The sequence below is a fragment of the Flavobacterium gilvum genome (assembly GCF_001761465.1).
Taxonomy (GTDB): domain Bacteria; phylum Bacteroidota; class Bacteroidia; order Flavobacteriales; family Flavobacteriaceae; genus Flavobacterium; species Flavobacterium gilvum.
On sequence record NZ_CP017479.1, the window covers coordinates 3,668,501 to 3,694,398 of the forward strand.

A 25,898-nucleotide genomic window follows, 5' to 3' on the forward strand; every position below is an offset into this window, starting at 1 on the left:
ATCTCCACATCACACAATTAAAATTTAAGAATGAAAAAAAACAAAATTAACCTTGTCTGTATTGCTTTGACAGTATTCATGACTATCTGCTCCAAAAATGTCCTAGCCCAGAATTCGAAAACAGAAGTGGCTTATCCGGGTGTCCAATTCAAAATGGCAAAAGTCAAAGAGCCTATCATTCCAAAAAACACAGTAAACATTAAAGATTTTGGCGCTGTCAACGGAGGAACTGTTTTGAATACCAAAGCATTTGCCGATGCAATCAATGCCGTATCCAAAAAAGGAGGCGGAAAAGTGATTATTCCTCCTGGAGTTTGGCTTACAGGTCCAATCATCTTAAAAAGCAACATCGAATTGCACGCTCAAGCGGGAGCATTAATTCAGTTCTCACCCAACAAAGATTTATATCCAATCATCGAAACCAGCTTTGAAGGATTAAACACTTGGCGTTGTATCTCCCCTATTTACGGTAAAAACCTTGAAAATGTAGCATTTACAGGAAAAGGCGTTTATGACGGTTCGGGTCAGGTTTGGCGTATGGTAAAAAAAGGAAAACTAACCGAGAGTCAATGGAAAAGCTTTGTTGCTTCGGGAGGTGTTTTGAATGACAAAAAAGAAAGTTGGTATCCATCAGAGCAATATTTTAAAGCTGCCACAAGTGGAAATGCCGACCAAAATGTGCGTTTGGACTTAAAAACAAAAGAAGATTATCAAGCCATTCGCGATTTTCTTCGTCCGGTAATGGTAAGTATTCAAAACAGTAAAAGAGTATTATTTGACGGTCCTGTATTTCAGAATTCACCGGCTTGGAATATTCACCCGCTGATGATTGAAGATTTGATTATCAGAAATGTATCGGTTCGTAACCCTTGGTATTCACAAAACGGTGACGGTCTGGATGTAGAATCCTGCAAAAATGTCCTTGTAGAAAATTCAAGTTTTGATGTGGGAGACGATGCTATTTGTATCAAATCTGGAAAAGACAAAGATGGGCGTGATCGTGGCGTTCCTTGCGAAAACCTTGTTATCCGCAATAATATCGTTTATCATGGGCACGGAGGTGTAACCGTGGGAAGCGAAATGTCTGGAGGCGTAAAAAACATGTATGTTGCAAATTGTACTTTTATGGGAACAGATGTTGGTTTGCGTTTCAAAAGCAACCGTGGTCGTGGAGGAATTGTAGATAACATCTACATCACGGATATTTTTATGACTGATATTCCGTCTCAGGCAATTTCATTCGACCTTTATTACGGCGGAAAATCCATTGCTGAAACTTTGGCCGAAGGAGGTAACAAAATCAACACCACGGTAGTTCCTGTTGATGAAAAAACCCCTCAGTTCAAAAACATAATTATCAAAAACATCACTATCAACGGAGCTTATCAAGCTGTGTTCTTGCAAGGCTTACCAGAAATGAACCTTGAAAACATCGCTATTTCGAATTTGACCGTAAAAGCAGAGAGAGGTTTTTCAATCATCGATGCCAACGGAATCAAAATCAGTAATGCTAAATTGGATATTGAAGCCCCAAACGTTTTTGAAATCTATAATGGCAAAAATTTATCCATCAAAAACACAGAATTCAATTCGACTTCTCCAAAAGCAGTAAGCATCAACGGAGAAGCCTGTAAAAATATCGAATTGGTTTCAACACAAAATTCGGATTTTTCAAAGAAAACTGTTATTGGCGATAATGTTCCGAAAGAAGCTGTGAAATTCTAAAACCAAAATTATACGGTTTAAAACCCATTGAATACAGTTCTAAAACCACTGTATTCAATGGGTTTTTCTTTTATTTCTATTCATAAAAAAATCAAAAAAAATTAGCATTTTGACACTGATGCAATAATAACACCCCTTTTCACCGTTACTATTAGAAAGCCTTTTCGCAGTCCTTTTTATTTCATCCTAAGAAACAAGCTATGCAAAAGTTCATTCTGATACTCGCCCTCATTACCATTTTCTATTCGTGTAAACAACAGAATTCAGATACATTTGTGTTCAAAAAAAAAATTGAAAGAAAACAACCCAAAAGTATTTCGTTTCATTTCGAAAACACCAAACAATGGCTCAATCAAAATCCAAGCAGTATGGAACTCAAAATCGTTCGAGCCGTCAACCGAACCGATAAAAACCATTTAACAAAAATGGATTCCATCCTAATTCCGGGAGATCTAAGCGGTGACATCGTGTTTTATCTTCCATTCCCGCTGGAAGTTCCCTACCTACTTCCCGTCAATAAGATTATCTTTTTTTCCTATCCCACACAAACCTTTGCGGCATACGAAAACGGCGAATTGATTTACGCTGGCCCCACCAATATGGGACGAAAAAACGACCCCACTCCCACCGGACTATTCTTTACCAACTGGAAAGCCGAAAGAACAACAAGCACGTTCAATGACGAATGGGATTTGCGTTGGAACTTCAATATTGCCAACAAAGTCGGCGTGGGTTGGCATCAATATGAATTGCCCGGCTATCCCGCCTCACATTCCTGCTTACGACTACAGGAAAAAGATGCCAAATACCTTTATACGTGGGCAGATCAGTGGATATTGAAAGACGATCAAAACATACTATTCAAAGGAACTCCCGTAATCATTTTTGGCAAATACGATTTTGACGCACCAAAACCCTGGCTTCAATTGGCAAACAATCCAAAAGCACTGAACATTTCCCCTTCCGAAATCGAAAATATAACCAAACCTTATCTAGAAACTATTTTATTAGAACAGAGAAAAAAGGAAAAGAGTGCTCAATAAATTATCCGCTTCAAAATTACATTTATGTTTCCTCTTTTTTAGGAGCACATATTAAAGTGCTTTGATCAAGAGCAGTCCCGCTGTCATTTCAATCCACGCCCAAAAGCGTGGGATTTTCCCTTCCATCGGGGCTAGGCAAGATATTAAGTTTTTCATAAGACATTCAAAAAAAATCCATCAAGACACTATCTTGTCTTTGCGAGGACTCATTAAAAAAAAAAAGCAATATGAAATGACATTCAAATTGAATAGCTCATACCAATATTTCACTCAACACCTACGCCCAATATTGTCATTCCTCAGGACACGAGCGAAAGCGAACTGGCAAAGCAATCTCATATTAGTTACGATCTTTACTAGGATTCCTACGGAATGACAAGTTTGCGGATTATTGGAATATTGAAAAAGTCATTGGCAAAGAAAAGGATGCTTACTTTAGGTATTACTTACTTCTCCAACTAATAAACTTTACATTCCACTTGCATATTTCCTTTAATTATTTAACTTTATGATTCAATAAACACTAAAATCATCAGAATGAAAATAGCAATTTTGGGAACAGGAGCTGTTGGCACAACGATAGCCTCTAGATTGGTTGAAATAGGTCATCAGGTAATGATAGGCTCCCGAAGCAAGACTAATGAAAAAGCAATTGAATTTGTACAAAAATTTGATAGAAACATCAGTAACGGAACCTTTGAGGAAGCCGCAAATTTCGGAGACATCATTTTCAACTGCATCAAAGGAGAATTCGCAGTTGGCGCATTAAAATCTATCGAAAAAATTATTGATAACAAAATCCTTATCGATGTCTCTATCCCTGTTAATACAAAAAACGGAATGCCATTTACCTTAATTCCAGAACTTTGCAACACCAACTCATTGGGAGAAGAAATCCAAAAAAACTTACCAAATACCAAAGTGGTAAAAACCCTAAACACCATGTGGAGTACCTTGATGATGACGCCATCAATGCTCAAGGATGGAGATCATACCAATTTCATTTGTGGCAATGATACAGAAGCCAAAGAAACAGTGAAAATTTTACTGAAAGAAATTGGTTGGAAAGAAGAATCTATTATGGATTTAGGCGATATTACGGGTTCAAGAGGAATGGAAAGCGTACTCCATTTGTGGTGGAAAATCTGGGGATCCACAATAGGAACTTTCAGTATCAAAGTGGTCAATTAATAAAACCGTACTTAAAAATACATTTTCAAATGCCTTCAAAAACAGAAACTTTTTGAAGGCATTTTTATTTGTCACCTATACAAAACTATGGTTCTTTCAACTTTTTAAAAAATCCAAAAACCTGTGCCATTACTCTTTTAAAAAATAACTATTTTTGCAGTCTAATTTTTTTTACCATGTCAAAGAAGAAATACAAAATAGCAGTCATTCAATTAAACCTAAATGACGTTGCCGAAAATAACCTAAAAAAATGTTTGAGTTGGGTGCGTGATGCCGCCGCTCAAGGAGCTGAGGTAATTTCGTTGCCTGAATTATACAGTAGTCATTATTTTTGTCAAAGTGAAGATGTCGATAATTTTGCTTTGGCGGAACCATTGTACAGCACTTCATTCATTGCTTTCAGTGCATTGGCAAAAGAATTGGGAGTGGTCATCATTGTTCCTTTCTTCGAAAAAAGAATGGCCGGAATTTACCACAACAGCGCATACATTATAGACACTGATGGTTCTGAAGCTGGTTTATACCGCAAAATGCACATCCCGGACGATCCACATTTCTACGAAAAATTCTATTTTACACCGGGAGATTTAGGTTTCAAAGCTTTCCCAACCGAAAAAGGAAAAATCGGGACATTAATTTGCTGGGATCAATGGTATCCAGAAGCAGCCCGATTAACTGCTTTACAAGGTGCTGATGTATTATTTTACCCAACAGCAATCGGTTGGCATCCATTAGAAAAAGAACAATATGGCGAAAACCAACACGGTGCCTGGATGAACGTAATGAAAGGTCATGCCGTTGCCAATGGTGTGTATGTCGCTGCGGCAAACCGTATCGGACTGGAACAATATATTGAAGGAACTGCTGGAATCCAGTTTTGGGGTTCATCATTTATCGCTGGCCCGCAAGGAGAGATTTTGGCGCAAGCCTCACATGATAAAGAAGAAATCCTTATTGCTGAAGTTGACCTGGATTTACAGGAAAACGTTCGCCAGAACTGGCCATTCTTCAGAGACAGAAGAATCGATGCTTTTGGGGATATTACTAAAAGAGCCATTGATTAATCATGAGTACAAACAATAGAAGATTCCCCGCAGAATGGGAAAAACAACAAGGAATTTTATTGTGTTTCCCTCACAACGGAAAAGATTGGCCGGGGAAATACGAAGCGGTTCAGTGGGCCTTTGTTGAATTCATCAAAAAAGTAGCCACTTACGAACAGGTATTCCTGATTATTGCCGATGAAAATCAACAAAACAAAGTCACCGAAATGCTCGAAATGGCTCATGTAACGATGAGCAATGTTTCTTTCATTATACATAAAACCAACCGAAGCTGGATGCGAGATTCGGGTCCAATTATCGTTAAAAATGGCTCAAAAAGAGAAGCTTTAAATTTTAATTTTAATGGTTGGGCAAAATATAAAAACATCAATCTGGACAAACACGTTCCAAATAAAGTTGGAGAATTCCTAAACATTCCTGTTACGCAAGTAATGTACAAAGGAAAACCGGTTATTGTTGAAGGTGGTGCTATTGATGTAAATGGTAAAGGAACGCTGCTTACCTCCGAAGAATGTTTGATGCATCCTGATATTCAGGTTCGAAATCCCGGTTTTACCAAAGAGGATTACGAAGCCGTTTTCAAAGAATATTTGGGAGTTACCAACGTAATTTGGCTTGGCGATGGAATTGAAGGCGATGATACTCACGGACATATCGATGATTTATGCCGATTTGTCAATGAAGACACCATTGTTACAATAGTCGAATTGGATCCAAGCAACAGCAACTTTAAACCATTGCAGGACAATCTAAAAAGGCTTCAAAATGCGAAACTTGAAGATGGCAAATCTCCTGTAATTGTAACATTGCCAATGCCGAAAACAATTGATTTTGATGGATTGCGTTTGCCCGCAAGTTATGCCAATTTCCTGATTTTGAACAATTGCGTTTTGGTTCCCACGTTTAATGATGCCAATGACAGAAAGGCTCTTAATATATTGTCTGAATGTTTTCCTGACCGTGAAATCATCGGAATTAGTGCGACCGATTTTATTTGGGGATTTGGGACGTTACATTGCTTGAGTCAGCAAATACCGGAGTAAAAAAACATACTTAAAAAGAAAAAGACTTGCGAAAATTAATTTGCAAGTCTTTTTTTATTGAATATTAACCTTTCCCTAATCTCTCGTAAAAGGTATTTTTTGATTGGAACTGATAATCATGTCAAATCCGCTTTTGGCTTCGTTAAATTCTAATGTTACACCTGCTTCTTTGGATTCAAATTTATCTTTACCTATTGGCGTAAGCGAAAATTTTGGATAGTTGGTAATTTCAGCAAAAAGCACACTGTTTTTTTCGGTAATTTCTATTTTCAGCGGAGCCGCTTTGGTAGAGAATTTACCCAAATAACCATCCAAAATAACATCCTTCTCAACAGTTCCACTACCCGATTTCCAAGTGTTATTGCTTTCGTTCACATCCGGCAAAACATGATCTGCATCGATAACTACGCTCTCGATTTCTTCGGTTGTATTCACTTTGAATGACCAATCTACATTGCGTTGCCAAATTTCTACCGGCAATTTAACACGGGTTACTTTTCCGCTTTTCGTTTTTACATCCAAAACAACCGGCATAGCCATTTTCTCAAAATTCTCAATTGTAATAACCGCTCCTTTACTCGGATCATTTTTCACATATTTAACGGAGTTAACACCTTGATCCAAACGCCAGTTATTCACAAACCAAGCTCTCCAAAACCAACCTAAATCTTCTCCCGCCACATTTTCCATCGTTCTGAAAAAATCATCTGGTGCTGGATGCTTAAATGCCCAACGCTCTGTATAGGTTCTAAAAGCCAAATCAAATCGCTCTGGTCCCAAAACTTGCTCTCTTAAAGCAATCAAAGCCGAACTTGGTTTAAAATAGCACAAAAGCCCAATATTTTTTTCCTTCATATTATCTGGTGAACTCATAACAGGCTCATTCTTTGGATCGGTAAAATATTCGGCATTTTGATGAAGATCCGTTGGCTTACTTTTATATTCTCCGTTATTAAAATCAGTCGAGCTAATTGAGTTGATAAAAGTATTGAAACCTTCGTCCATCCATCCATATAAACGCTCATTGGAGCCTACAATCATTGGGAACCATCCATGACCAAATTCATGGTCAGTTACTCCCCATAAATCTTCCCCTTTGGATTCCCAACCACAAAAAACAATTCCAGGATATTCCATTCCCCCCTCATTACCAGCTACATTGGTTGCCACAGGATAAGGATACTCAAACCATCTTTTGGAGTAATTCTCAATCGAAGTTTTAGTATATTCTGTAGAACGTCCCCAAGCTTCATTTCCAGCACTTTCGACAGGATAAGCAGATAATGCCAATGCTTTTGCACCACTTGGCAAATTGATTCTAGCACCATCCAAAATAAATGCAGGCGAAGATGCCCAAGAAAGATCACGTGCATTTTTTATTTTAAAATGCCATGTTTTTTCAGCGGTTGTTCCAGCTTTTGATGCATTAGCGACTACTTCTTCGGCGGTGCGAATCATAACTGTTTTTTCGCTTTGCTTAGCTTGAGTAATTCTTTTTTGTTCTTCGGCACTATAAACCGCAGTAGGATTCAATAACTCCCCCGAGCAAACCACCACATGGTTCGCTGGCACAGTAATATTAGCGTCAAAATCACCATACTCCAAATAAAACTCTGAAGCTCCTAAATACGGATTGGTGTTCCAACCTCTCAAATCATCATACACACACATACGTGGATACCACTGTGCTATTGTAAAAATCTTACCGTTTTTGGTATCCAAAACTCCCATTCTGTCTGAACCTTCTTTTGGGGAAATAAATGAAAAATCAATTTTAATTTTCACCACTCCGCCTTTAGCTTTCAAATCATCTGGTAAAAAAACCTGCATTCTACTATCAGTGATAATGAATTTTGCCTCTTTTTCTGTTGATTTTCCTCCTTTGGAAGTAGTAACAACTTTAACTGATTGAATTTTATGTCCTCCGTCAAAAATTTCGCCTCTCGCACCGTTACGACTTCCTGTCAACGGAATAAGAGCGTTTCCTCTGGAATCTGATTTGAATAAGTTTTGATCCAAATGCATCCATACAAATGATAGCACATCGGTACTGTTGTTTGTATAAGTAAGTATCTCGGAACCAACAATTTCATTCGTTTTTTCGTTCAACTTGGCAGTTAATTTGTAATCGGCTCTGTTTTGCCAATATTCATGTCCGGGAGCTCCGCTGGCGGAACGTGTTGATGAACCATTGTTTGTGTAAAAAAAAGGGCCAAAGGCATCGTGATAATCGTATTTTGAAACTGGTTTGGCAGAAGTTGTGCCTGCGTCCTGACTCCAAGATGCATTAAAAGCAATTAATAAAGCCAGTTGAAACAGGACTTTAAAACAATTATTTCTCATATATAATATTTTATTGATTTTTAAAGGGGCAAATAACAGAATCGTATTTTGAGCTTGGAAAAACTATCCTGTTGCACTTATTTCATAAATTTTTGGTTTACAAAGCAAATTAATGGAAAAAAATTAAATTTTTTCTTAAAATTAAGAATTTGATTATTTTCCCCTACAAATATAATTAGTGTTTTTTCTTTCTTAAAACAAGATTTATAAAATATCTTTACAACTCATTTAACATCAAAATATTGTTCTCGTGATTACAACTATATCCAATTCTTTTCTGACTGCACAAATCAAACATCTTGGAGCCGAATTAAGTTCCTTAAAAGACAATTCTAACAAAGAATACATTTGGAACGGAAATCCTGATTTTTGGGGGAAACACTCACCTGTTTTATTCCCAATTGTGGGTACGCTAAAAAACAATTCCTTCCAATATAAAGATGCTCAATATCAATTATCAAGACACGGTTTTGCTCGTGAAATGGAATTTGAATTAATTGACAAACAGGAAAACAAGTCAACTTTTTCATTAGTTTCATCTCCAAAAACCAAAGAAAAATATCCGTTTGATTTTGATTTACACCTCATTTACACTTTGGAAAATAAATCTCTAAAAATTGAATATAAAGTATTCAACAACGGAGAAACCAAAATGCCATTTTCAATTGGAGCACATCCGGCATTTGATTTACCCGGTGATTTTGAAAATTACAGTCTGACTTTTGAAAAAGAAGGAACTTTAAACTATTATATATTGGAAGATGGACTGATTTCGAATACTACAGATGAATTGCATTTGGACAAAAACAAATTGCCCTTGAATTATGAATTATTCAAAAATGACGCATTGGTTTTCAAGAACATTGATTCCAAATCAATAACTATTCTGGAAAAATCCAAACCTTTTTTGAAAGTTAACTATACTGATTTTCCGGATTTGGGAATATGGACTCCAAACGCGCCTTTTATTTGTATTGAACCTTGGTTTGGTTATTCGGACACGGTTGATAAATCAGGGGATCTTTTTGATAAAGAAGGTATTCAACTATTAGAGCCAAAAGCAGTTTTTCATTCTGAATTCAGTATTGAAATCCTATAAACAATAACAAATTAAACGTTATGCTAGAAATTAACTTTTTGCCATTTCCCGTATTAAAAACAAAGCGTTTACTATTACGACAAGTCAATAAGAATGATGCAAACACAATTTTGTCTTTACGTTCCAATGATGAAGTAATGAAATACATTCCGAGACCTTATCTTAAAACCAAAGAAGATGCCCTTGAACTCATTGCTATGTTTGATGACAAAATCGAAAATGGAATAGGTATCAATTGGGGAATTTGTTTTCCTGATGAACCCGAAAAAATAATAGGAATCATTGGCCATTACAGACTAAAACCAGAACATTTCAGAGCCGAAGTCGGTTATATGATATTTCCGGAATATAATGGAAAAGGAATCGTATCTGAAGCGTTGCAAAAAGTAGTTGAATATGGTTTCAAAGAGATGAAATTACACTCACTTGAAGCAATTTTGGATCCTGAGAATAAAGGTTCAGAAAAGGTTTTATTAAAAAATGGTTTTGTAAAAGAAGGACATTTAATAGAAAATGAATATTATGAAGGACGCTTTTTGGACTCGATGATTTATTCACTTTTAAATAATTCTTAATGTTTATGGTTTGTTGTTTTTGGTTTATAGTTTTTAGTCGAAAGACGATAAACAACAAACCATAAACTATAAACTATTATTTATCTTTGGAAGTGTTTTTACATACAACTCCTCTACTTGTTTTCGTGCCCAATCGGTTTTCCTTAAAAAGGTAAGACTTGACTTCACACTTGGGTTTTCGTTGAATGATTTTATTTTGATAAGTTCTCCCAAAGTGTCAAAACCATAGTAATCGACCAATGTTTCGACTATTTTTTGGAGTGTTATTCCGTGAAGCGGGTCTTTAGACTGATGTTTTTCCATGATACAAATTTATGGCATTTTCTCTAGGGCAGACAAAATTCATCAACGAATTTCAATTTTCACTAAATAAAACATTAAACATATAAGTCATATAAGTTTTAAATTGAAACAAAAACAAGTAAAATCAAAAAAAGTCCAAATAAGCAAGTCTCTTTTGTTTAACAAAAAATGTTTTTTACTTATTCGAACTTTTAATTTCTAACTAGCCAAAGTATTTAAAAACTTATATGACTTATATTAGTACTGATGCGTTAATATTTAACTGTTAAATAAGTTTATCTGTTCATTGACATTTTGATTTGATTGAATATCTGTTAGAAGCTCACTTAATGGGGTTTTGTCAAATACTGATATCCCCAGGATTTGTATTATTTCATATATCGATAAATCACTTTTTAAATCCTTTTTAATTTTTGCAATTATTAAATATGTAGAAATTGCTATCCATATGTGAATATTTACTGCGTTTTCGGAATGTCCCCATAAAGTTTTAATAGTCAAATTTTGTTTTATCCACTTGAAAAACACCTCAATTTGCCATCTATTGCGATATAAATTCGCTATTTCTAGAGCTGTTAATTCAAAATTATTGGTTAAAAAAGACAATTCTATTTCGCTTTCAAAGTCATAAAATTCTACTAGTCTCAATGATTCTGGATAGAGTTTTTTGGATTTGTATCCATTAAGTGTTATAGTTTTATCTCCTCTCAATCCTGTACTCTGGTCAATATTATAGTTTATCTCAACAATGGAATAATTCATTGATGTTTTTGATCTTGATATAAAAAATGCATCACTTACGTGAAATCTATATAAAGCTTTAAAGTCAACATAAGCCTTGTCCATTATGTAAATAGCATCAGGATTTGGAATAAGAACATCTAGCGTGTTACTGTCATGGTATTTACCGTCAGTGATGAGTATAAAAGCCGGAATACTACCTCTTAAATCTAGTAATGTATGGACTTTAATTGCCCCTCTAGAGTATTTTCCAGGAGCCCAACTAAACAATTTTAAACTTAGAGATATAGTTGTAGAATCTAATGCAAATACCTCGTTATCGATATCAATGTTCAGAATTGATTCATCTGAGTATTTTGGCCTAACTTGATTGATTAAGAAAAATCCAAAATCCTCAAATATTCTGTAATCTCTTCTTTCATTAGCTCTTGATAAAGTAGATTGATTTACATATTGCTTAATTCCAAGGTGGTACAGTTTGTTTCGATGAGCTTTTAAACAGGTACAAATATCTCTTAAAGAATTCCTAGAGGTTAATTGACCAAAGAACAATTGTAAAAATTGATTCCAACAATTAAAATCTCTAGTTCTGTAATCGCCATTGTATTTTATAACGGACTTTTCAAATTCATAACGATTAATAAAATTTAGAATTTGTGCAAAAACATATTTCCCTGAATTCATAGCTTAACAATAAGATTGCAAAGCTAACTTTCAATTCAAATCAAAAAATCAAAGAACGTATGTAATACGTTGGTATTAGTGTAATTATGAAATATTTTTAAAAATTAACGCATCACTAGTAGACTTATATGGTAAAAAAATTAATAAGTAAAAATTAGTGAATTAGTGACAAAAAACATACGTAACAAGTATAGCTTTTCCCAAAAACAATTGTTCTTTCATTAATAAGTTCCTAAATTTGCGCAACTATGCAAAAAACAGTCAACATCCTAAATAAAAGAGCCCGATTTGATTACGAAATCCTTGAGACCTACACGGCTGGAATTGTTTTGGCCGGTACCGAAATAAAATCCATTCGATTGGGAAAAGCAAATATTACCGAAAGTTTTTGCGAATTCAGCAACAATGAACTTTTCGCCATCAATACCTATATTGAGGAATACAGTTTTGGGAACCAGTTCAACCACAAGTCACGAAGCGAAAGAAAACTACTACTGAATAAGAGAGAATTAAAAGGATTGGCTCGAAGTGTACAGGCAAAAGGACTCACCATTGTCCCTCTAAAATTGTTTACCAACGAAAAAGGATTGGCTAAACTGCAAATAGGGCTTTGCAGAGGTAAAAAAACATACGACAAAAGAGAATCCCTTAAAGAACAGGATACTAAAAGAGATTTAGACAGGATCAAAAAAGCATATTAAAACAATTTTGGTCAAAATTTTATTGCATTTCATAGTTTTTATTTTCAAATTATAATTACATTTACTTACATTATAACGAAAAACAAACAACCTATGAAAAAACTATTTATCTTCTTAATCTGTGTATGCTTAGCTAGTTGCGGTAGTAATACATCTATAGTATCGAGTTGGAGGGATCCTAATGCTACTCTTGCCAAAGAAAACTTCAAAAAAGTATTAATTGTGGCATTGGCAAAAGACGAAAGCACCAGAAGAGCAACTGAAAACAGAATTGCATCTATTAATCCGTCAGTATTAAACCCCTCTTATAATTATTTAAATCAACAAAATCTTAATCTTACCCAAGAAGAAAAAATAAAAATTATCCAATCGGAAGGTTTTGATGGGGCAATTACTATGCGTTTCATTAAAGCAGACAAGGAAACCCAATATGTTCCAGGAACTACAAGCTATTACAGCGGAATGCATTATCCGGGCATGGGATATGGCTATGCAGGCGGATGGGGAGTTGGTTACGGTGCTGGATTTGGAGGATGGTATGGCGCTTATGCTCCTGCTTATTACTCACCAGGATACTATCAGGAAAACACCTATTACTATATCGAAACTAATATTTTTGACCTTAAAAACAACAAACTAGTTTGGAGTGCCACCACAAAATCACTAGATGTATCTCATGTTGATACAACTATTGATGAGATTATGGAAGCTTGTGTACAACAAATGAAAGCTGATGGTTATATAGATCCAAAAACAAAATCAAAATAATTTCCCTCAAAATTATCAAGTATAAAAAAAGCAACTCAGATGAGTTGCTTTTTTTGTTAATCAATAATTACTCTTTAATTCTTATCTTCCAATAAAGGAACAAATCGAAATTCTCCAAACTCGTGTTTTTCAAATTGCGTTTCATTTACACGAATCAACAAAGTCATAATCTGAACATCTTCACCTAATGGAATCACGAGTCTTCCTCCTATTTTAAGCTGTGCCATTAAAGCTTGAGGAATTATCGGAGCGCCAGCCGTTACAATAACACTGTCAAACGGAGCGTGATTAGGCAATCCTTTGTAACCATCTCCAAAAGAAAGATGTTTTGGGCGTATTCCTAGTTTTGGCAATAAACTCGAGGTTTTCTTGAACAACTCATTTTGTCTTTCGATAGAATAAACCTGAGCTCCCATCAAACACAAAACTGCGGTTTGATACCCGGAACCGGTACCAATTTCCAATACTTTATCTCCTTTATTAATTTCTAATAATTGCGACTGAAATGCAACTGTATAGGGTTGCGAAATAGTCTGTCCAGCAGCAATAGGAAAGGCTTTGTCCTGATAGGCGTAATCTTCAAAACTTGAATTCAAAAACAAATGGCGGGGGATTTTTTTTATAGCTTCCAAGACATTTTTATCAGTAATTCCCTTTTTATGCAAAACGGAAACCAATTGATTTCTAAGTCCTTGATGCTTGGCTGTATCTTTCAAAATTTAAGTTTTTTTTATAGAACAAAAATAGAAAACTAAATCAATTTTCAATCCAAATTTAAGTCTAATTCTTTCCTTCGAATAATATTGAAGACCACATTAATTTAGCATTTTTATAAATTGGATTTTCTTATTTTATTACTATTTTTGTGGAAACATCATTATTATGCTTAAAATTGGAGTATTAGGTGCAGGACATCTAGGCAAGATACATTTGCGATTATTACAACAATCCAAAAAATACGAATTGGTTGGTTTTTATGATGAAAACCATGAGAACGGAGAAAAAGTTTCCAAGGAATTTGGATACAAACAATTTTCTACAATAGCTTCTCTAATTCATGCTGTAGACGTTATTGACATTGTCACCCCTACTCTCTCACATTATAAATGTGCCAAAGTAGCCATTAAATCTGGCAAACACGTTTTTATAGAAAAACCCATTTCTAATACTGTTGAAGAAGCCGAGGAAATCATTGCTCTTGCCAAAGAATTCAATGTAAAAGGCCAGGTGGGTCATGTTGAAAGATTCAATCCTGCATTCATCGCTACCAAAAATATGATTGAAAACCCGATGTTCATCGAGACGCATCGTTTGGCCGAATTTAATCCTCGTGGAACAGACGTTCCTGTTGTTTTAGATTTAATGATTCACGATATTGATGCCATTATGAGCGTGGTTAAATCTAAAGTTAAGAAAATTGATGCCAGTGGTGTTTCGGTGATAAGTGACACTCCGGATATTGCCAATGCCCGAATTGAATTTGAAAATGGTTGTGTGGCCAACTTGACTGCAAGCCGAATTTCGTTGAAAAACATGCGTAAATCACGCTTTTTTCAAAAAGACGCCTATATCTCAGTAGATTTTCTGGAAAAGAAATGCGAGGTTGTAAAAATGAAAGATGCACCGGAAATTCCAGGTGATTTTGACATGATTCTGCAAAATGCCGAAGGTGTAAAAAAACAAATTTACTTCTCGAATCCTGATGTTCATCAAAATAATGCTATCCTTGAAGAACTAGAAACATTTGCTGACGCAATCAGTAATGATACTATACCAGTTGTTACTTTGGAACAAGCTACTGACGCTTTGAGAGTAGCTTACCAAATTATCGATTGTTTCAAAAAGTAATTCAAAATTTAGTTTAAAGTTTAAGGTTTAAAGTCACAGCGTAACTTTAAACCTTAAACTTTTTAACTTTAAACAAATAAAGAAATGAAAATAATAGCCGTAATCGGAGCAGGAACTATGGGGAACGGAATTGCCCATACTTTTGCCCAAAGTGGTTTTACAGTAAAACTTATTGATATTTCCGAAAAATCATTGGATAAAGGAATGACAACAATATTTACTAACCTTGACCGAATGGTTGCAAAAGGAACCATAACCGAAGAAGACAAAATCAAAACAATTACCAATATTATTACTTACACCGACATAAAAGACGGCGTTGTTGGAGCAGATTTGGTTGTCGAAGCCGCTACGGAAAATGTGGAATTAAAACTGAATATTTTCAAACAATTGAACGAAGCCTGTTCGCACAATACCATTTTAGCAACAAATACCTCTTCGATTTCGATTACTCAGATTGGAGCTGTTGTAGCGCATCCGGAACGTGTTATTGGAATGCATTTCATGAATCCAGTGCCGATTATGAAACTGGTGGAAATCATTCGTGGGTACAACACAAGCGATGAAGTAACCAACATCATCATGAAATTATCCGAAAAACTTGGAAAAACACCTGTAGAAGTAAACGATTATCCAGGTTTTGTTGCCAATAGAATTTTGATGCCAATGATTAACGAAGCGATTGAAACCTTATACAATAAAGTTGCGGGCGTTTACGAAATCGACACTGTTATGAAACTAGGAATGGGACACCCGATGGGTCCTTTACAACTAGCCGATTTTATTGGTCTTGACGTATGTATTGCTATTTTGAATGTTATGTACGACGGTTTCAAAAATCCAAAATACGCTCCCTGCCCGCTATTGGTAAATATGGTTAGAGCTGGAAAATTGGGAGTGAAATCCGGCGAAGGTTTTTATGATTATAGCGAAAGTAAAAAAGCAGAGAAGATTTCGAAACAGTTTGTTTAATTATCAATTAATATCATGTCCATTCAGCAAAACCTTTCCGATATAAAATCAACACTTCCGGAGCACGTTACTTTGGTTGCTGTTTCAAAAACCAAACCCGTTTCCGACTTAATGCAGGCTTATGATGCAGGTCAACGCATTTTTGGCGAAAACAAAATTCAGGAAATGGTCGATAAATGGGAACAAATGCCCAAGGATATTGAATGGCACATGATTGGTCACGTTCAGACGAACAAAGTCAAATACATGGCACCTTTCGTGAGTTTGATTCACGGCGTGGACAGTTTGAAATTATTGGAAGAAATCAACAAACAAGCCCTGAAAAACAATCGAATTATTGATTGTTTACTCCAAATACACATAGCTGAAGAAGAAACAAAATTTGGTCTTGATGAAAAGGAACTAGCATCACTCCTGTCCTCTACTTCTTTCAACGAAATGAAAAACATTCGAATTGTTGGTTTGATGGGAATGGCAACCTTTACAGATAATCAAAACCAAATCAAGAAGGAATTCCTGCATTTGAAATCGATTTTTAGTACAGACGCGATTAATCGCATCTCTACAATGAAAATCCTTTCTATGGGCATGTCAGGCGATTATCAATTAGCAATTTCGTGTGGCAGTACAATGGTTCGGATTGGAAGTAGTATCTTTGGAGGGAGAATTTGATTTATGATAGCAGATTAACGATTTTTGATTTCAGATTTTGATATTAAAAACTGTAACCAAAATTGATTACTGAAAACAAATTATTAAAAACTGATTATTGAATTTTGTACGCAATACTCGACATAGAAACCACAGGAGGACAATTCAACGAAGAAGGAATAACGGAGATTGCTATCTATAAATATGATGGTCAAGAAATCGTAGATCAATTTATCAGTTTAATCAATCCAGAAATCCCCATTCAGCCGTTTGTGGTAAAACTGACAGGCATAAACAATGCCATGTTGCGTTCTGCCCCAAAATTTTTTGAAGTAGCAAAACGCATCATCGAAATAACAGAAAACTGCGTTCTGGTAGCCCACAATGCTGCTTTTGATTATCGAATTCTTCGCACTGAATTTCGTCGCCTCGGCTATGATTTCAGGATAAAAACCCTTTGTACTGTAGAATTATCCCAACGCCTTTTACCAGAACAACCTTCTCATAGCTTAGGCAAACTGGTTCGGGCTTTAGGAATCCCAATGGCGGACAGACACAGAGCCAGCGGTGATGCTATGGCAACAGTCAAACTTTTTAAAATGCTCTTGGACAAAGACCTCGAAAAAACCATCACCAAAGAGCTTATCAAATTTGAAGTCATCAAAGGCGTTGCGCCAAGGTTATTGGACATAATCGAAAGTCTTCCTTCCAGAACAGGAATTTACTATATCCATCGTGAAGACGGAACAATTATATTTATTGGCCAAAGCAAAAACATCAAAAAAAGAGTCAACCAGCATTTTACAGGCATAACCAAAACTTCCAAAAAAATTCAAGTCGAAGCTTTCACCGTAACTTTCGAGGAAACCGGAAGTGAACTGATTGCGCAGCTAAAAGAATCAGAAGAAATAAAGAAAAACCGCCCCATTTATAACCGTATGCCACGAAAAAAAGCGTTGTCTTGGGCAATTTATTCCGAAAAAGATTCTAATGGTTATCTGAATTTAAAACTTCAAAAAGCAGACGGTCGCAAAAAAGAAATTATCGCATTTACCAATGAGCACGAAGGCAAAACTGCCCTCCATCACATTACAGAAAATTATCAGTTGTGCCCAAAACTCAATGGAATTTCCCATTCAAAAACTCCCTGTGCACAAACTGAAAACAATAAATGCGACGGTGCCTGCATAGAACAAATCTCCACTGAAGAATACAATTCAAGGGTTCAGGTTTTCATTGACAAAAACCTTTTCGACAATAAAAATATGATTATAATCGATAAAGGCCGAAAAACAGGTGAACACTCAGCCATATTAATCGAAAAAGGAATATACAAGGGATATGCATTTTATGACTTGAACTATCAAATCAATACAATAGAAATTTTGAGAAACATCATTGTCCCGATGCAAAACAATCGCGATACCAAAAACAGCATTCAAAACTATATACGAAAAGCAAAAGGAATCAAAATCATGAATTTTTGATTTATCTTTGATTATGCGTAAACCAAAAACAAAATTCAACCTCTTGAGGCAAAAAATCCATATCATAATTTATGGATCCGATACGCGTGCAGGAAGGTTATTTGACTTGATTCTGCTAGGATTAATCCTCCTGAGCATCATTTTGGTAATGCTCGAAACCGTAAAAGAATTTGATGCAAAATACCATCACATCTTAGTTATTTTCGAATGGATTATAACTATTTTATTCTCCATCGAATACCTCCTGAGAACCTTTACCACAAACACACCTCGAAGATACATTTTCAGTTTCCTCGGAATCATTGATCTCATCGCCATTTTACCCATGTATTTATCTTTATTCTCAGCCGGAACAAAGGTACTATTGATGATAAGAGCGTTACGATTATTGCGGTTATTCAAAATACTGAACCACCCGCAATTTATGGGACAATCGCAACAATTAGTAAGGGCGTTGAATTCCAGCAGGAGAAAAATCGCAATCTTCCTCTATTTCATCATCATCAGCGTCATCCTCATCGGCTCGCTAATGTATGTTGTCGAAGGCGAAAAAAACGGATTTACCAGCATACCCATAAGCATCTATTGGGCAATCGTAACCCTAACCACCGTAGGTTATGGCGATATTTCGCCTGCAACTCCTTTGGGACAATTCATCGCATCCATCGTCATGATTTTGGGTTATGGAGTCATTGCCGTTCCAACAGGAATTGTAACAGCCGAATTTGCAAAAGCAAACAGCAATCAAAACAAAACTGACGAAGTCAATCCAACCAAACCCGAAGAAAATAACTGCGGAAATTGCGGTGCCGAAAATCATTATAAAAATGCTCATTTTTGCTACAACTGCGGATACCCATTTTCATCAGGTTAATCAGGAGCCAATCCAGCTGTACATTGCAACTCCTCATTATTTCAGCAGTTTTTCCAAGACATAAAAGGAGCTTCTTTCAGTCGCTCTTTTATATCAAGAAAAACAAGCAGTAATAATTCCGGGGTTTTCGTTCCCATCTGGGCTAAAAAAACAAATATTATCTTCAAATGAAATACCTAATCACCATCGTCGGGCCAACAGCTATAGGAAAAACGTCCTTAAGCATCAAACTGGCGAATTATTATAAATGCGAAATTGTTTCCTGTGACAGTCGGCAGTTTTTCAAAGAAATGGCTATTGGAACTGCTGTCCCAAATCCTGAGGAATTAGCATCGGCGCCACACCATTTCATCCAAAATAAATCCATTTTTGACAATTACACTGTGGGTGATTTCGAAAAAGAAGCCCTCGCAAAAATCGAGGAATTATTTAAAAAAAATGATTACGTAGTACTTGTTGGCGGTTCAGGATTGTATGTAGATGCCATCTTGAAAGGCTTTGATGATTTTCCAGCAATAGATTCTGCTGTTCGGGAAAAAGTAAATTCAAATTATGAAAATGAGGGAATTGAATTTCTGCAACAACAGCTTGAAACACTCGATCCTGTCTATTTTCAAAAAATAACTTCCGAAAATCCAGAAACTTTACAAAACCCGCAACGAATGATGCGTTTTGTAGAAGTCTGTCTGGGAACCGGAAAACCGTATTCCTCTTTTTTAAACCAAAAGAAAAACAATCGAAATTTCACACCAATCATCATTGGTCTAGAAGCAGACCGAGAAATCATTTACAACAGAATCAACCAACGCGTCGATATTATGATAAATGACGGCCTTCTTGAAGAAGCAAAAGCTTTATATCCTCATAAAGATTTGAATGCGCTACAAACAGTTGGTTATCGCGAATTATTCTGTTATTTTGATGGTGAATTTACACTGCCTTTTGCCATCGAAGAAATCAAAAAAAATACTCGACGATTTTCAAAACGCCAACTCACTTGGTTCAAACGCAAAGAAAACACACAATGGTTCGATTATTTAGCAGATCAGAATAAAATTATCAGCCATATAAATAAACAAATTCATAATTCATAATTCATAATTCATAATTCATAATTCATAATTATTTCCATGCCAATATCCGAAAATTTCACTTCCATACTAAGCAAAGAATGGGAAATCAATTTTACCCAGTGCACACCAAATGGTTTTTTAAAAATTACCGACTTATGCAATTTGCTTCAATTGACAGCTGCAGCACATTCCGAAGTGGGCGGCATCAGTTTTACTGATATGCAAGAATTTGACCAAGCTTGGGTTTTAAGCAGAATGAGAGTAGAAATTACAGAATTGCCAAAATGGAGAGACACCGTAACAGTAAAAACCTGGATTAATTCCCTCGAAAATTCACGTTCGGTTCGTGCGCTCGAAATGTATCTCAACGGCCGAAAAATAGTAGGATCTGAAACTTTTTGGGCGGTTTTTAATACTCAGGCTCGCAGACCGGAACCTTTGGCTTTGCCTTATGAACATTTTGAATTATATCCAGATAACAGAGCCACAGAAATGGGTTTCTCCAAAATAAATTTACCACAGGAAAAAGAAATAGTTTTTGAAAGAACCGTTTCCCTATCCGATTTAGACATTGTTAATCACGCCAATAATGTAAAATACCTAGAATGGTGCCTTGATCTTGTAGACGAAAATAAAATACTGTCACAGCAAATACATAGTTTTGAAATGAACTTTTTAAAGGAGCTTTCGCTAAAAGACAAAGTTATTATCCATGAATGCATCAACGAAAATGATGTTGTTTTTAGCATTACTAAAGAGGATAAAACCTGTTTTGCTTTGCAACTCAATTGGAAATAAAAAAAGCTTCGAAATTTCGAAGCTTTTTTGTAATTTTTAGAAAGACTATTTGCCTTTTACGACTAATCTGAATCCTTCTCCGTGAATATTCAAAATTTCAACATCTTCGTCTTGTTTCAAATACTTTCTTAGTTTGGCGATGTAAACATCCATACTTCTGGAAGTAAAATAATTATCATCTCTCCATATCTTTGTCAAAGCCAATTCTCTTGGCATTAAATCATTTTCATGCAGAATCAACATTTTAAGAAGCTCATTTTCCTTTGGAGACAACTTAATAGGTTCGTCATTATTAAAAGTCAGAAAACGAAGTTTTGAATTAAGATGAAACTTACCAACATTAAATTCATACTGAACTGCTTCTGTTTTTACATCAGATGCTTTTCTTTGAATAATTGCTTTTATTTTCATCAATAAAACCTCAGAATCAAAAGGTTTGTTCAAATAATCATCAGCACCGGCTTTGTATCCTTTCAACACATCCTCTTTCATAGATTTTGCAGTTAGGAAAATAATAGGCACATCATTATTTTTCTCTCTTATTTCTTTGGCCAAAGTATACCCATCTTTGTATGGCATCATTACATCAAGAATGCATAAATCATAGGAATCCTTTTTAAATTTCTCAAAACCTTCCATACCATTTTTTGCCAAAACAACATCAAAATCATTTAGCGATAAATAGTCTTTTAGAACTGCTCCAAAATTAAGATCATCTTCTACTAATAATATTTTTTTATTTGCATTTTCCATACTTTAATTTATTAAAGGTAATTTTATAATAAAGGTACTTCCTTTACCCTTTTCACTTTCTACATATATTTGACCGTTATGGTCGTCTACAATTCTTTTTACATAAGCAAGACCCAAACCATGGCCTTTCACATTATGAATGTCACCGGTATGTTCTCTGTAAAATTTTTCAAAAATTCTTTTCTGAGCAATTTTACTCATACCCACTCCATTGTCTTTTATTTTTATGAGAACCATATCTTTGATATTTTCTGTATAAATATCAATTTTTGGTATCCCCGGAGTGTATTTTATTGCATTTTCCAAAATATTGACTATCACATTTGTAAAGTGAACATCATTCAACAAAACCGTTTTCCTGATAGCTCCAAAATGAATATCAATAGTTCCCTCTCTGTCTTCTAAAATCAAATTAACATGCTCAATTGCGTCATTTATAACAACCTCTATATCACTCGATTCCTTAATAATATTTAATTCTTTCTTTTCTAATTTAGAAATCCTCAACACGTTTTCAACCTGTGCATGCATTCGCTTATTTTCGTCCCGAATCATATCGAGATATTTAAAAACCTTTTCCTTATCGTCAATAATCTTAGGGTTTCGGATGGCATCCAAAGCCAAATTTATTGTGGCAATAGGTGTTTTAAACTCATGCGTCATATTATTGATGAAATCAGTTTTAATCTCTGAAATCTGTCTCTGACGAATCAACTGATTTAAAGCACTTGTATAGGCAATAATAATAATCAGCGTAAAAATGATAGACAATATCGTAATACTCACCAATTCAGACAATAAGAACTTCTTTTTATGCGGAAAAGTAACCAATAACTTATACTTTTCAATTCCTTCATTATCGCTAAAAATAGGAATGGAATAGGTTGCGTCTTTATCGTATTTAAAATTTACAGATTTTACCTTAGTCTGAATACCATTACTCAAAATTCCAAACTCAAACTTGGTTTTTACACCATATTCTTCCAATTCCTTCTTTATAATTTCTCTTAAAGCTTCCTTTGTAATTCTTTCCTGAAGCGGCATTGCAGAGGCAATGTCTTTAAAAAAAATTTCAAATTGGGCATTATCCAATATGTCCAAATTACCAGCCTTTGATATTATTTTATCCGGAATCAAACTTTGTTGTATTCCCGAATTATCTAGGCTGTTTTTATTATAAACTTCTGTAACCCGTTTAGAATTAAAGCTTTTAAAACTCTCGGTTGTAAATTTTTTATCAAAAAGTCCAGACGAAATTTTAAAATCTTCAGATATAATACTATTCGAATAAATGATAGTTTGCTTTGTTAATGGATTTTTTTGAACATAGTAAAACTCCAGCAAATCGTCTCTTTTTGGAATTTTACCTGTACTATCTTTATAATGATTGTATTTATCATAAAAACTATATGCTTCACGATCATGCAGTCTTTCGGCAACTTTACCTAACACCTGTTTTACATGAAAACCAAATTGTTCATCATTATTCTCAAATGAAGTATTAAACCAATAGACTTGCACAAGAATAATCCCAATTAGAGACAAACTCATCAACAGCACTAGTAATCTAAAAAATAATTTATTCATTCAAGCAAAATTAGTATTTTAACAATATAGTGAAAAAAGCATTAACCAAAGATTAACATTTAAGAGTTGATTTGTTTAATTCTTAAAAAATTAAGAATTTTAACAATTTCTATCTTTATTGCCTCGATACTAGTATTTTTAATAACAAAATCACTTTTTGATGATTTTTCCTCATCTTTCCACTGATTTTTAATTCTTTCCAAAACTTTTTCGCGCGTTGTTTTATCTCTTTCAATAACCCTTTGAATTCTCAATTCAAGAGGTGCTTCTACATTTATAACAAAATCACATTGCTTATAGCTGCCACTTTCAAACAAAATTGCGCTTTCATAAATAACAAGTGGATGGTTTTTATGCTCCACTAACCATTCCTTAAAATGTTGCTTCACTGCAGGATGTACAATACCGTTTAGTTTTGCTAATTTATCAGAATTATTAAAAACAATTTCTGATAATTTCTCCCTTATCAATACACCATTCTCAAATATCGTATTCCCGAATTCTGTTTTAATCTGATCCAAGACTGCATCGGTTTGCATTATTGTTTTTGCCTCCGAATCCGTTATGTAAACCGGAATTCCAAGAGCTAAAAACTCATTGGCAACGGTAGTTTTACCGCTTCCAATTCCTCCTGTCAAACCAATAATTTTAGTCATATTACAATTTAAAAAACAATTCTGGAAAAGCTTGTTTTGGGTCTTGTTTTAAAATTATCACTTTAATATAAGACTTCAAAAACCCAAGCCCGTACCCATAAAATTGTTTCCAAACCGCAATTATGGATAAATATCCTATTTTAATACTCTTATTCTGAATAGAAGATATCAAAAACAATGCCAAAAAATACACAAAATAAAATTTAAGCAGAATATCTTGATTAAAAATCAACAATAATAAAGATACAAAAAATCCTATTATAAAAAAAGTAGGAAAGAAAAAAGTTAATTTATTATATTCTGGATACCAGCTATTTAGTATTGGTCTGGCTTTCCCAAATTTGGTTACTTGTACCGAAAATTTATCCCAATCTATTCTCCTTTTATGATAAACAAATGCGTTCGAAAAAAGTCGAGTTTCAAAACCTAAGTTCCACAAACGGATAGACAAATCAGGATCTTCACCGGGATGAATGTTACCAAAACCCTTTGAAATCTGAAATGCTTTGCGTGAAATTCCCATATTAAAGCTTCTTGGCTGGAACTTTCCAATTTTCTCAGATCCCCCTCTAATTCCTCCAGTGGTTAGAAACGAAGTCATCGTGAAATTTATAGCTTTCTGAATGTCTGAAAAACTGTCCAATGCTTTATCCGGGCCTCCAAAACAATCCACATAATTTTCCTTTAGTGCTTTTTCAACCTCGATTAAATAATTGCTTGGAATAATACAATCGGAGTCGAAAATAATATAATAATCACCTCTGGCTTTATCCATTCCAAAGTTTCTGGAATCTCCTGGTCCAGAATTTGCTTTGTAGTAATATGAAATATCCAACCTGTCTCCATACTTTGCAGCAACATCCTGACATCGAATTGTAGAACCATCCTCGACCAGAACTATTTCAAAAATTTCGTTATAGGTTGATTTTGTTAAACTTTCTAATAATTCATCTACTTCATCTGGACGATTATAAACAGGAATGATCAATGAAAACAACATAATAGTAATTGGGTTATTATTTTTTTATTAATTTTTGGCAAAGGTACTTCTTTATCAACAAAAAAACCATCATAAAAATGATGGTTTTACACATATAAGTCCCTTAATTCCACTATTCAAACATTTCCATTACTTCTTGGCTAACTCCCATATTTGAGAATCCTCCATCATGCAGTAAATTTTGTAAAGTCACCTTTCTAGTCAAATCAGAAAACATAACAATAATATAATCTGCACATTCTGCTGCAGTTGCATTTCCCAAAGGCGACATCTTATCTGCGAAAGCAATAAAACCGCCAAATCCCTTAACGCCTTGCCCAGCTCTAGTGGCCGTTGGAGATTGAGAAATGGTATTGACTCTCACTTTTTTATCCCTTCCAAAGAAATACCCAAAACTACGGGCAACCGATTCAAGAAATGCCTTATTATCTGCCATATCATTATAATCTGGAAATACCCTTTGGGCAGCCATATAAGAAAGTGCAATGATACTTCCCCATTCATTCATGGCATCTTTTTTATACAAAACCTGCATTAGTTTATGAAAAGAAACCGCTGAAACATTCCAACCTTTTTCTGTGAACTCATAGTTTTGATTTGTATAATGATTCCCTTTCCTTACATTGACAGACATTCCGATAGAATGCAGGACGAAATCAATTTTTCCTCCCAAAATTTCTACCGCTTTATCCACTAATAATTCCAAATCAGAAACCGATGTTGCATCGGCAGGAATAATTTGGCATCCAATTTTATCAGCCAAGGCATCAATATTTCCCAATCGCATGGCTGCAGGAGCATTAGTCAATACGAATATTCCGCCCTCAGCATGAACTCGTTCGGCTGTTTTCCAAGCAATTGAATTTTCATCCAATGCACCAAAAATAATTCCTCTTTTTCCTTTTAATAAATTATACAT

At 34.9% G+C, this 25,898-nt stretch carries 25 protein-coding genes; 16 read left to right on the forward strand and 9 right to left on the reverse strand.

Annotation, left to right across the window (positions count from 1 at the left end):
• The first annotated feature begins 30 nt into the window (after positions 1 to 30).
• The 5 genes from EM308_RS14815 (at position 31) to EM308_RS14835 (ending at position 6,066) form a co-directional block, all read left to right on the forward strand.
• A complete protein-coding gene (locus EM308_RS14815) occupies positions 31 to 1,725 on the forward strand; it encodes a glycoside hydrolase family 28 protein (protein WP_035633855.1) in 1,695 nt (564 codons plus the stop codon).
• 200 nt (positions 1,726 to 1,925) lie between these two features.
• Complete coding sequence (locus tag EM308_RS14820) at positions 1,926 to 2,768, forward strand: L,D-transpeptidase (protein WP_035633857.1); 843 nt, start codon at positions 1,926 to 1,928, stop codon at positions 2,766 to 2,768.
• A gap of 537 nt (positions 2,769 to 3,305) precedes the next feature.
• Complete coding sequence (locus EM308_RS14825; RefSeq protein ID WP_035633858.1) at positions 3,306 to 3,959, forward strand: NADPH-dependent F420 reductase; 654 nt, start codon at positions 3,306 to 3,308, stop codon at positions 3,957 to 3,959.
• Between the two features lie 176 nt (positions 3,960 to 4,135).
• The gene (locus EM308_RS14830; protein ID WP_035633860.1) at positions 4,136 to 5,023 is read left to right on the forward strand and encodes a carbon-nitrogen hydrolase; all 888 of its coding nucleotides are present in this window, start codon (positions 4,136 to 4,138) and stop codon (positions 5,021 to 5,023) included.
• 2 nt (positions 5,024 to 5,025) lie between these two features.
• Positions 5,026 to 6,066 (forward strand): agmatine deiminase family protein, encoded by a 1,041-nt coding sequence (locus EM308_RS14835; RefSeq protein ID WP_035633861.1) that lies wholly within the window; start codon positions 5,026 to 5,028, stop codon positions 6,064 to 6,066.
• Between the two features lie 75 nt (positions 6,067 to 6,141).
• Here EM308_RS14835 and EM308_RS14840 read toward each other — a convergent pair whose 3' ends face one another.
• Positions 6,142 to 8,409 (reverse strand): M1 family metallopeptidase, encoded by a 2,268-nt coding sequence (locus EM308_RS14840; RefSeq protein ID WP_035633863.1) that lies wholly within the window; start codon positions 8,407 to 8,409, stop codon positions 6,142 to 6,144.
• A gap of 250 nt (positions 8,410 to 8,659) precedes the next feature.
• On the opposite strand from EM308_RS14840, the gene EM308_RS14845 reads away from it, so the two are divergent.
• Positions 8,660 to 9,508: an aldose 1-epimerase family protein gene (locus EM308_RS14845; protein WP_035641364.1), complete on the forward strand. Its 849-nt coding sequence runs from the start codon at positions 8,660 to 8,662 to the stop codon at positions 9,506 to 9,508.
• A gap of 20 nt (positions 9,509 to 9,528) precedes the next feature.
• Positions 9,529 to 10,083, forward strand: a complete 555-nt coding sequence (locus EM308_RS14850) for a GNAT family N-acetyltransferase (RefSeq protein ID WP_035641366.1) — start codon at positions 9,529 to 9,531, stop codon at positions 10,081 to 10,083.
• Between the two features lie 66 nt (positions 10,084 to 10,149).
• Here the strand turns inward: EM308_RS14850 and EM308_RS14855 are convergent, their stop codons facing one another.
• Both EM308_RS14855 and EM308_RS14860 read right to left on the reverse strand, forming a co-directional pair.
• Positions 10,150 to 10,386 (reverse strand): VF530 family protein, encoded by a 237-nt coding sequence (locus tag EM308_RS14855; protein WP_035641369.1) that lies wholly within the window; start codon positions 10,384 to 10,386, stop codon positions 10,150 to 10,152.
• A 258-nt stretch (positions 10,387 to 10,644) separates the two neighbouring features.
• Positions 10,645 to 11,811, reverse strand: a complete 1,167-nt coding sequence (locus tag EM308_RS14860; protein ID WP_035633802.1) for an IS4 family transposase — start codon at positions 11,809 to 11,811, stop codon at positions 10,645 to 10,647.
• Between the two features lie 248 nt (positions 11,812 to 12,059).
• Here EM308_RS14860 and smpB point away from each other — a divergent pair, with 248 nt between their 5' ends.
• Together smpB and EM308_RS14870 are read left to right on the forward strand one after the other, a co-directional pair.
• On the forward strand, positions 12,060 to 12,512 hold the full coding sequence (smpB, locus tag EM308_RS14865) for an SsrA-binding protein SmpB (RefSeq protein ID WP_035635014.1): 453 nt from the start codon (positions 12,060 to 12,062) through the stop codon (positions 12,510 to 12,512).
• A 93-nt stretch (positions 12,513 to 12,605) separates the two neighbouring features.
• Positions 12,606 to 13,280, forward strand: coding sequence for a DUF4136 domain-containing protein (locus EM308_RS14870; RefSeq protein WP_035635012.1), 675 nt, complete (start codon positions 12,606 to 12,608; stop codon positions 13,278 to 13,280).
• 74 nt (positions 13,281 to 13,354) lie between these two features.
• Here EM308_RS14870 and EM308_RS14875 read toward each other — a convergent pair whose 3' ends face one another.
• A complete protein-coding gene (locus EM308_RS14875; RefSeq protein ID WP_035635009.1) occupies positions 13,355 to 13,996 on the reverse strand; it encodes a protein-L-isoaspartate(D-aspartate) O-methyltransferase in 642 nt (213 codons plus the stop codon).
• A 166-nt stretch (positions 13,997 to 14,162) separates the two neighbouring features.
• Between EM308_RS14875 and EM308_RS14880 the strand changes: the two genes are divergently transcribed.
• The 7 genes from EM308_RS14880 (at position 14,163) to EM308_RS14910 (ending at position 20,983) form a co-directional block, all read left to right on the forward strand.
• The gene (locus tag EM308_RS14880) at positions 14,163 to 15,128 is read left to right on the forward strand and encodes a Gfo/Idh/MocA family protein (protein WP_035635007.1); all 966 of its coding nucleotides are present in this window, start codon (positions 14,163 to 14,165) and stop codon (positions 15,126 to 15,128) included.
• Between the two features lie 84 nt (positions 15,129 to 15,212).
• Positions 15,213 to 16,100, forward strand: coding sequence for a 3-hydroxyacyl-CoA dehydrogenase family protein (locus EM308_RS14885; protein ID WP_035635005.1), 888 nt, complete (start codon positions 15,213 to 15,215; stop codon positions 16,098 to 16,100).
• A gap of 15 nt (positions 16,101 to 16,115) precedes the next feature.
• A complete protein-coding gene (locus EM308_RS14890; RefSeq protein WP_035635004.1) occupies positions 16,116 to 16,772 on the forward strand; it encodes a YggS family pyridoxal phosphate-dependent enzyme in 657 nt (218 codons plus the stop codon).
• A 104-nt stretch (positions 16,773 to 16,876) separates the two neighbouring features.
• Positions 16,877 to 18,238: an exonuclease domain-containing protein gene (locus tag EM308_RS14895; protein WP_035635002.1), complete on the forward strand. Its 1,362-nt coding sequence runs from the start codon at positions 16,877 to 16,879 to the stop codon at positions 18,236 to 18,238.
• Positions 18,239 to 18,251: 13 nt separating this feature from the next.
• Entirely contained in the window at positions 18,252 to 19,112 is an 861-nt protein-coding gene (locus EM308_RS14900; RefSeq protein WP_035634999.1) for an ion transporter, read from the forward strand.
• Positions 19,113 to 19,279: 167 nt separating this feature from the next.
• Positions 19,280 to 20,206: a tRNA (adenosine(37)-N6)-dimethylallyltransferase MiaA gene (miaA, locus tag EM308_RS14905; RefSeq protein WP_035634996.1), complete on the forward strand. Its 927-nt coding sequence runs from the start codon at positions 19,280 to 19,282 to the stop codon at positions 20,204 to 20,206.
• Between the two features lie 36 nt (positions 20,207 to 20,242).
• A complete protein-coding gene (locus EM308_RS14910) occupies positions 20,243 to 20,983 on the forward strand; it encodes an acyl-[acyl-carrier-protein] thioesterase (RefSeq protein WP_035634995.1) in 741 nt (246 codons plus the stop codon).
• A gap of 45 nt (positions 20,984 to 21,028) precedes the next feature.
• Here EM308_RS14910 and EM308_RS14915 read toward each other — a convergent pair whose 3' ends face one another.
• The 5 genes from EM308_RS14915 to EM308_RS14935 all read right to left on the reverse strand — a co-directional run bounded on the left by EM308_RS14915 (position 21,029) and on the right by EM308_RS14935 (position 25,898).
• Positions 21,029 to 21,736, reverse strand: coding sequence for a response regulator transcription factor (locus tag EM308_RS14915; protein ID WP_035634993.1), 708 nt, complete (start codon positions 21,734 to 21,736; stop codon positions 21,029 to 21,031).
• 3 nt (positions 21,737 to 21,739) lie between these two features.
• Complete coding sequence (locus EM308_RS14920) at positions 21,740 to 23,323, reverse strand: sensor histidine kinase (RefSeq protein WP_035634990.1); 1,584 nt, start codon at positions 23,321 to 23,323, stop codon at positions 21,740 to 21,742.
• A 59-nt stretch (positions 23,324 to 23,382) separates the two neighbouring features.
• Complete coding sequence (coaE, locus tag EM308_RS14925; protein WP_035634986.1) at positions 23,383 to 23,979, reverse strand: dephospho-CoA kinase; 597 nt, start codon at positions 23,977 to 23,979, stop codon at positions 23,383 to 23,385.
• Between the two features lies 1 nt (position 23,980).
• On the reverse strand, positions 23,981 to 24,979 hold the full coding sequence (locus EM308_RS14930; RefSeq protein ID WP_035634983.1) for a glycosyltransferase: 999 nt from the start codon (positions 24,977 to 24,979) through the stop codon (positions 23,981 to 23,983).
• A 112-nt stretch (positions 24,980 to 25,091) separates the two neighbouring features.
• A complete protein-coding gene (locus EM308_RS14935) occupies positions 25,092 to 25,898 on the reverse strand; it encodes an enoyl-ACP reductase FabI (protein ID WP_035634981.1) in 807 nt (268 codons plus the stop codon).

Bases quoted from the DNA above. Each gene is read 5' to 3' on its own strand.
- EM308_RS14815 (WP_035633855.1), top strand. From the start codon at position 31: ATGAAAAAAAACAAAATTAACCTTGTCTGTATTGCTTTGACAGTATTC.
- EM308_RS14820 (WP_035633857.1), top strand. From the start codon at position 1,926: ATGCAAAAGTTCATTCTGATACTCGCCCTCATTACCATTTTCTATTCG.
- EM308_RS14825 (WP_035633858.1), top strand. From the start codon at position 3,306: ATGAAAATAGCAATTTTGGGAACAGGAGCTGTTGGCACAACGATAGCC.
- EM308_RS14830 (WP_035633860.1), top strand. From the start codon at position 4,136: ATGTCAAAGAAGAAATACAAAATAGCAGTCATTCAATTAAACCTAAAT.
- EM308_RS14835 (WP_035633861.1), top strand. From the start codon at position 5,026: ATGAGTACAAACAATAGAAGATTCCCCGCAGAATGGGAAAAACAACAA.
- EM308_RS14840 (WP_035633863.1), bottom strand. From the start codon at position 8,409: ATGAGAAATAATTGTTTTAAAGTCCTGTTTCAACTGGCTTTATTAATT.
- EM308_RS14850 (WP_035641366.1), top strand. From the start codon at position 9,529: ATGCTAGAAATTAACTTTTTGCCATTTCCCGTATTAAAAACAAAGCGT.
- EM308_RS14855 (WP_035641369.1), bottom strand. From the start codon at position 10,386: ATGGAAAAACATCAGTCTAAAGACCCGCTTCACGGAATAACACTCCAA.
- EM308_RS14860 (WP_035633802.1), bottom strand. From the start codon at position 11,811: ATGAATTCAGGGAAATATGTTTTTGCACAAATTCTAAATTTTATTAAT.
- smpB (WP_035635014.1), top strand. From the start codon at position 12,060: ATGCAAAAAACAGTCAACATCCTAAATAAAAGAGCCCGATTTGATTAC.
- EM308_RS14870 (WP_035635012.1), top strand. From the start codon at position 12,606: ATGAAAAAACTATTTATCTTCTTAATCTGTGTATGCTTAGCTAGTTGC.
- EM308_RS14880 (WP_035635007.1), top strand. From the start codon at position 14,163: ATGCTTAAAATTGGAGTATTAGGTGCAGGACATCTAGGCAAGATACAT.
- EM308_RS14885 (WP_035635005.1), top strand. From the start codon at position 15,213: ATGAAAATAATAGCCGTAATCGGAGCAGGAACTATGGGGAACGGAATT.
- EM308_RS14890 (WP_035635004.1), top strand. From the start codon at position 16,116: ATGTCCATTCAGCAAAACCTTTCCGATATAAAATCAACACTTCCGGAG.
- EM308_RS14900 (WP_035634999.1), top strand. From the start codon at position 18,252: ATGCGTAAACCAAAAACAAAATTCAACCTCTTGAGGCAAAAAATCCAT.
- miaA (WP_035634996.1), top strand. From the start codon at position 19,280: ATGAAATACCTAATCACCATCGTCGGGCCAACAGCTATAGGAAAAACG.
- EM308_RS14910 (WP_035634995.1), top strand. From the start codon at position 20,243: ATGCCAATATCCGAAAATTTCACTTCCATACTAAGCAAAGAATGGGAA.
- EM308_RS14915 (WP_035634993.1), bottom strand. From the start codon at position 21,736: ATGGAAAATGCAAATAAAAAAATATTATTAGTAGAAGATGATCTTAAT.
- EM308_RS14920 (WP_035634990.1), bottom strand. From the start codon at position 23,323: ATGAATAAATTATTTTTTAGATTACTAGTGCTGTTGATGAGTTTGTCT.
- coaE (WP_035634986.1), bottom strand. From the start codon at position 23,979: ATGACTAAAATTATTGGTTTGACAGGAGGAATTGGAAGCGGTAAAACT.
- EM308_RS14930 (WP_035634983.1), bottom strand. From the start codon at position 24,979: ATGTTGTTTTCATTGATCATTCCTGTTTATAATCGTCCAGATGAAGTA.
- EM308_RS14935 (WP_035634981.1), bottom strand. From the start codon at position 25,898: ATGTATAATTTATTAAAAGGAAAAAGAGGAATTATTTTTGGTGCATTG.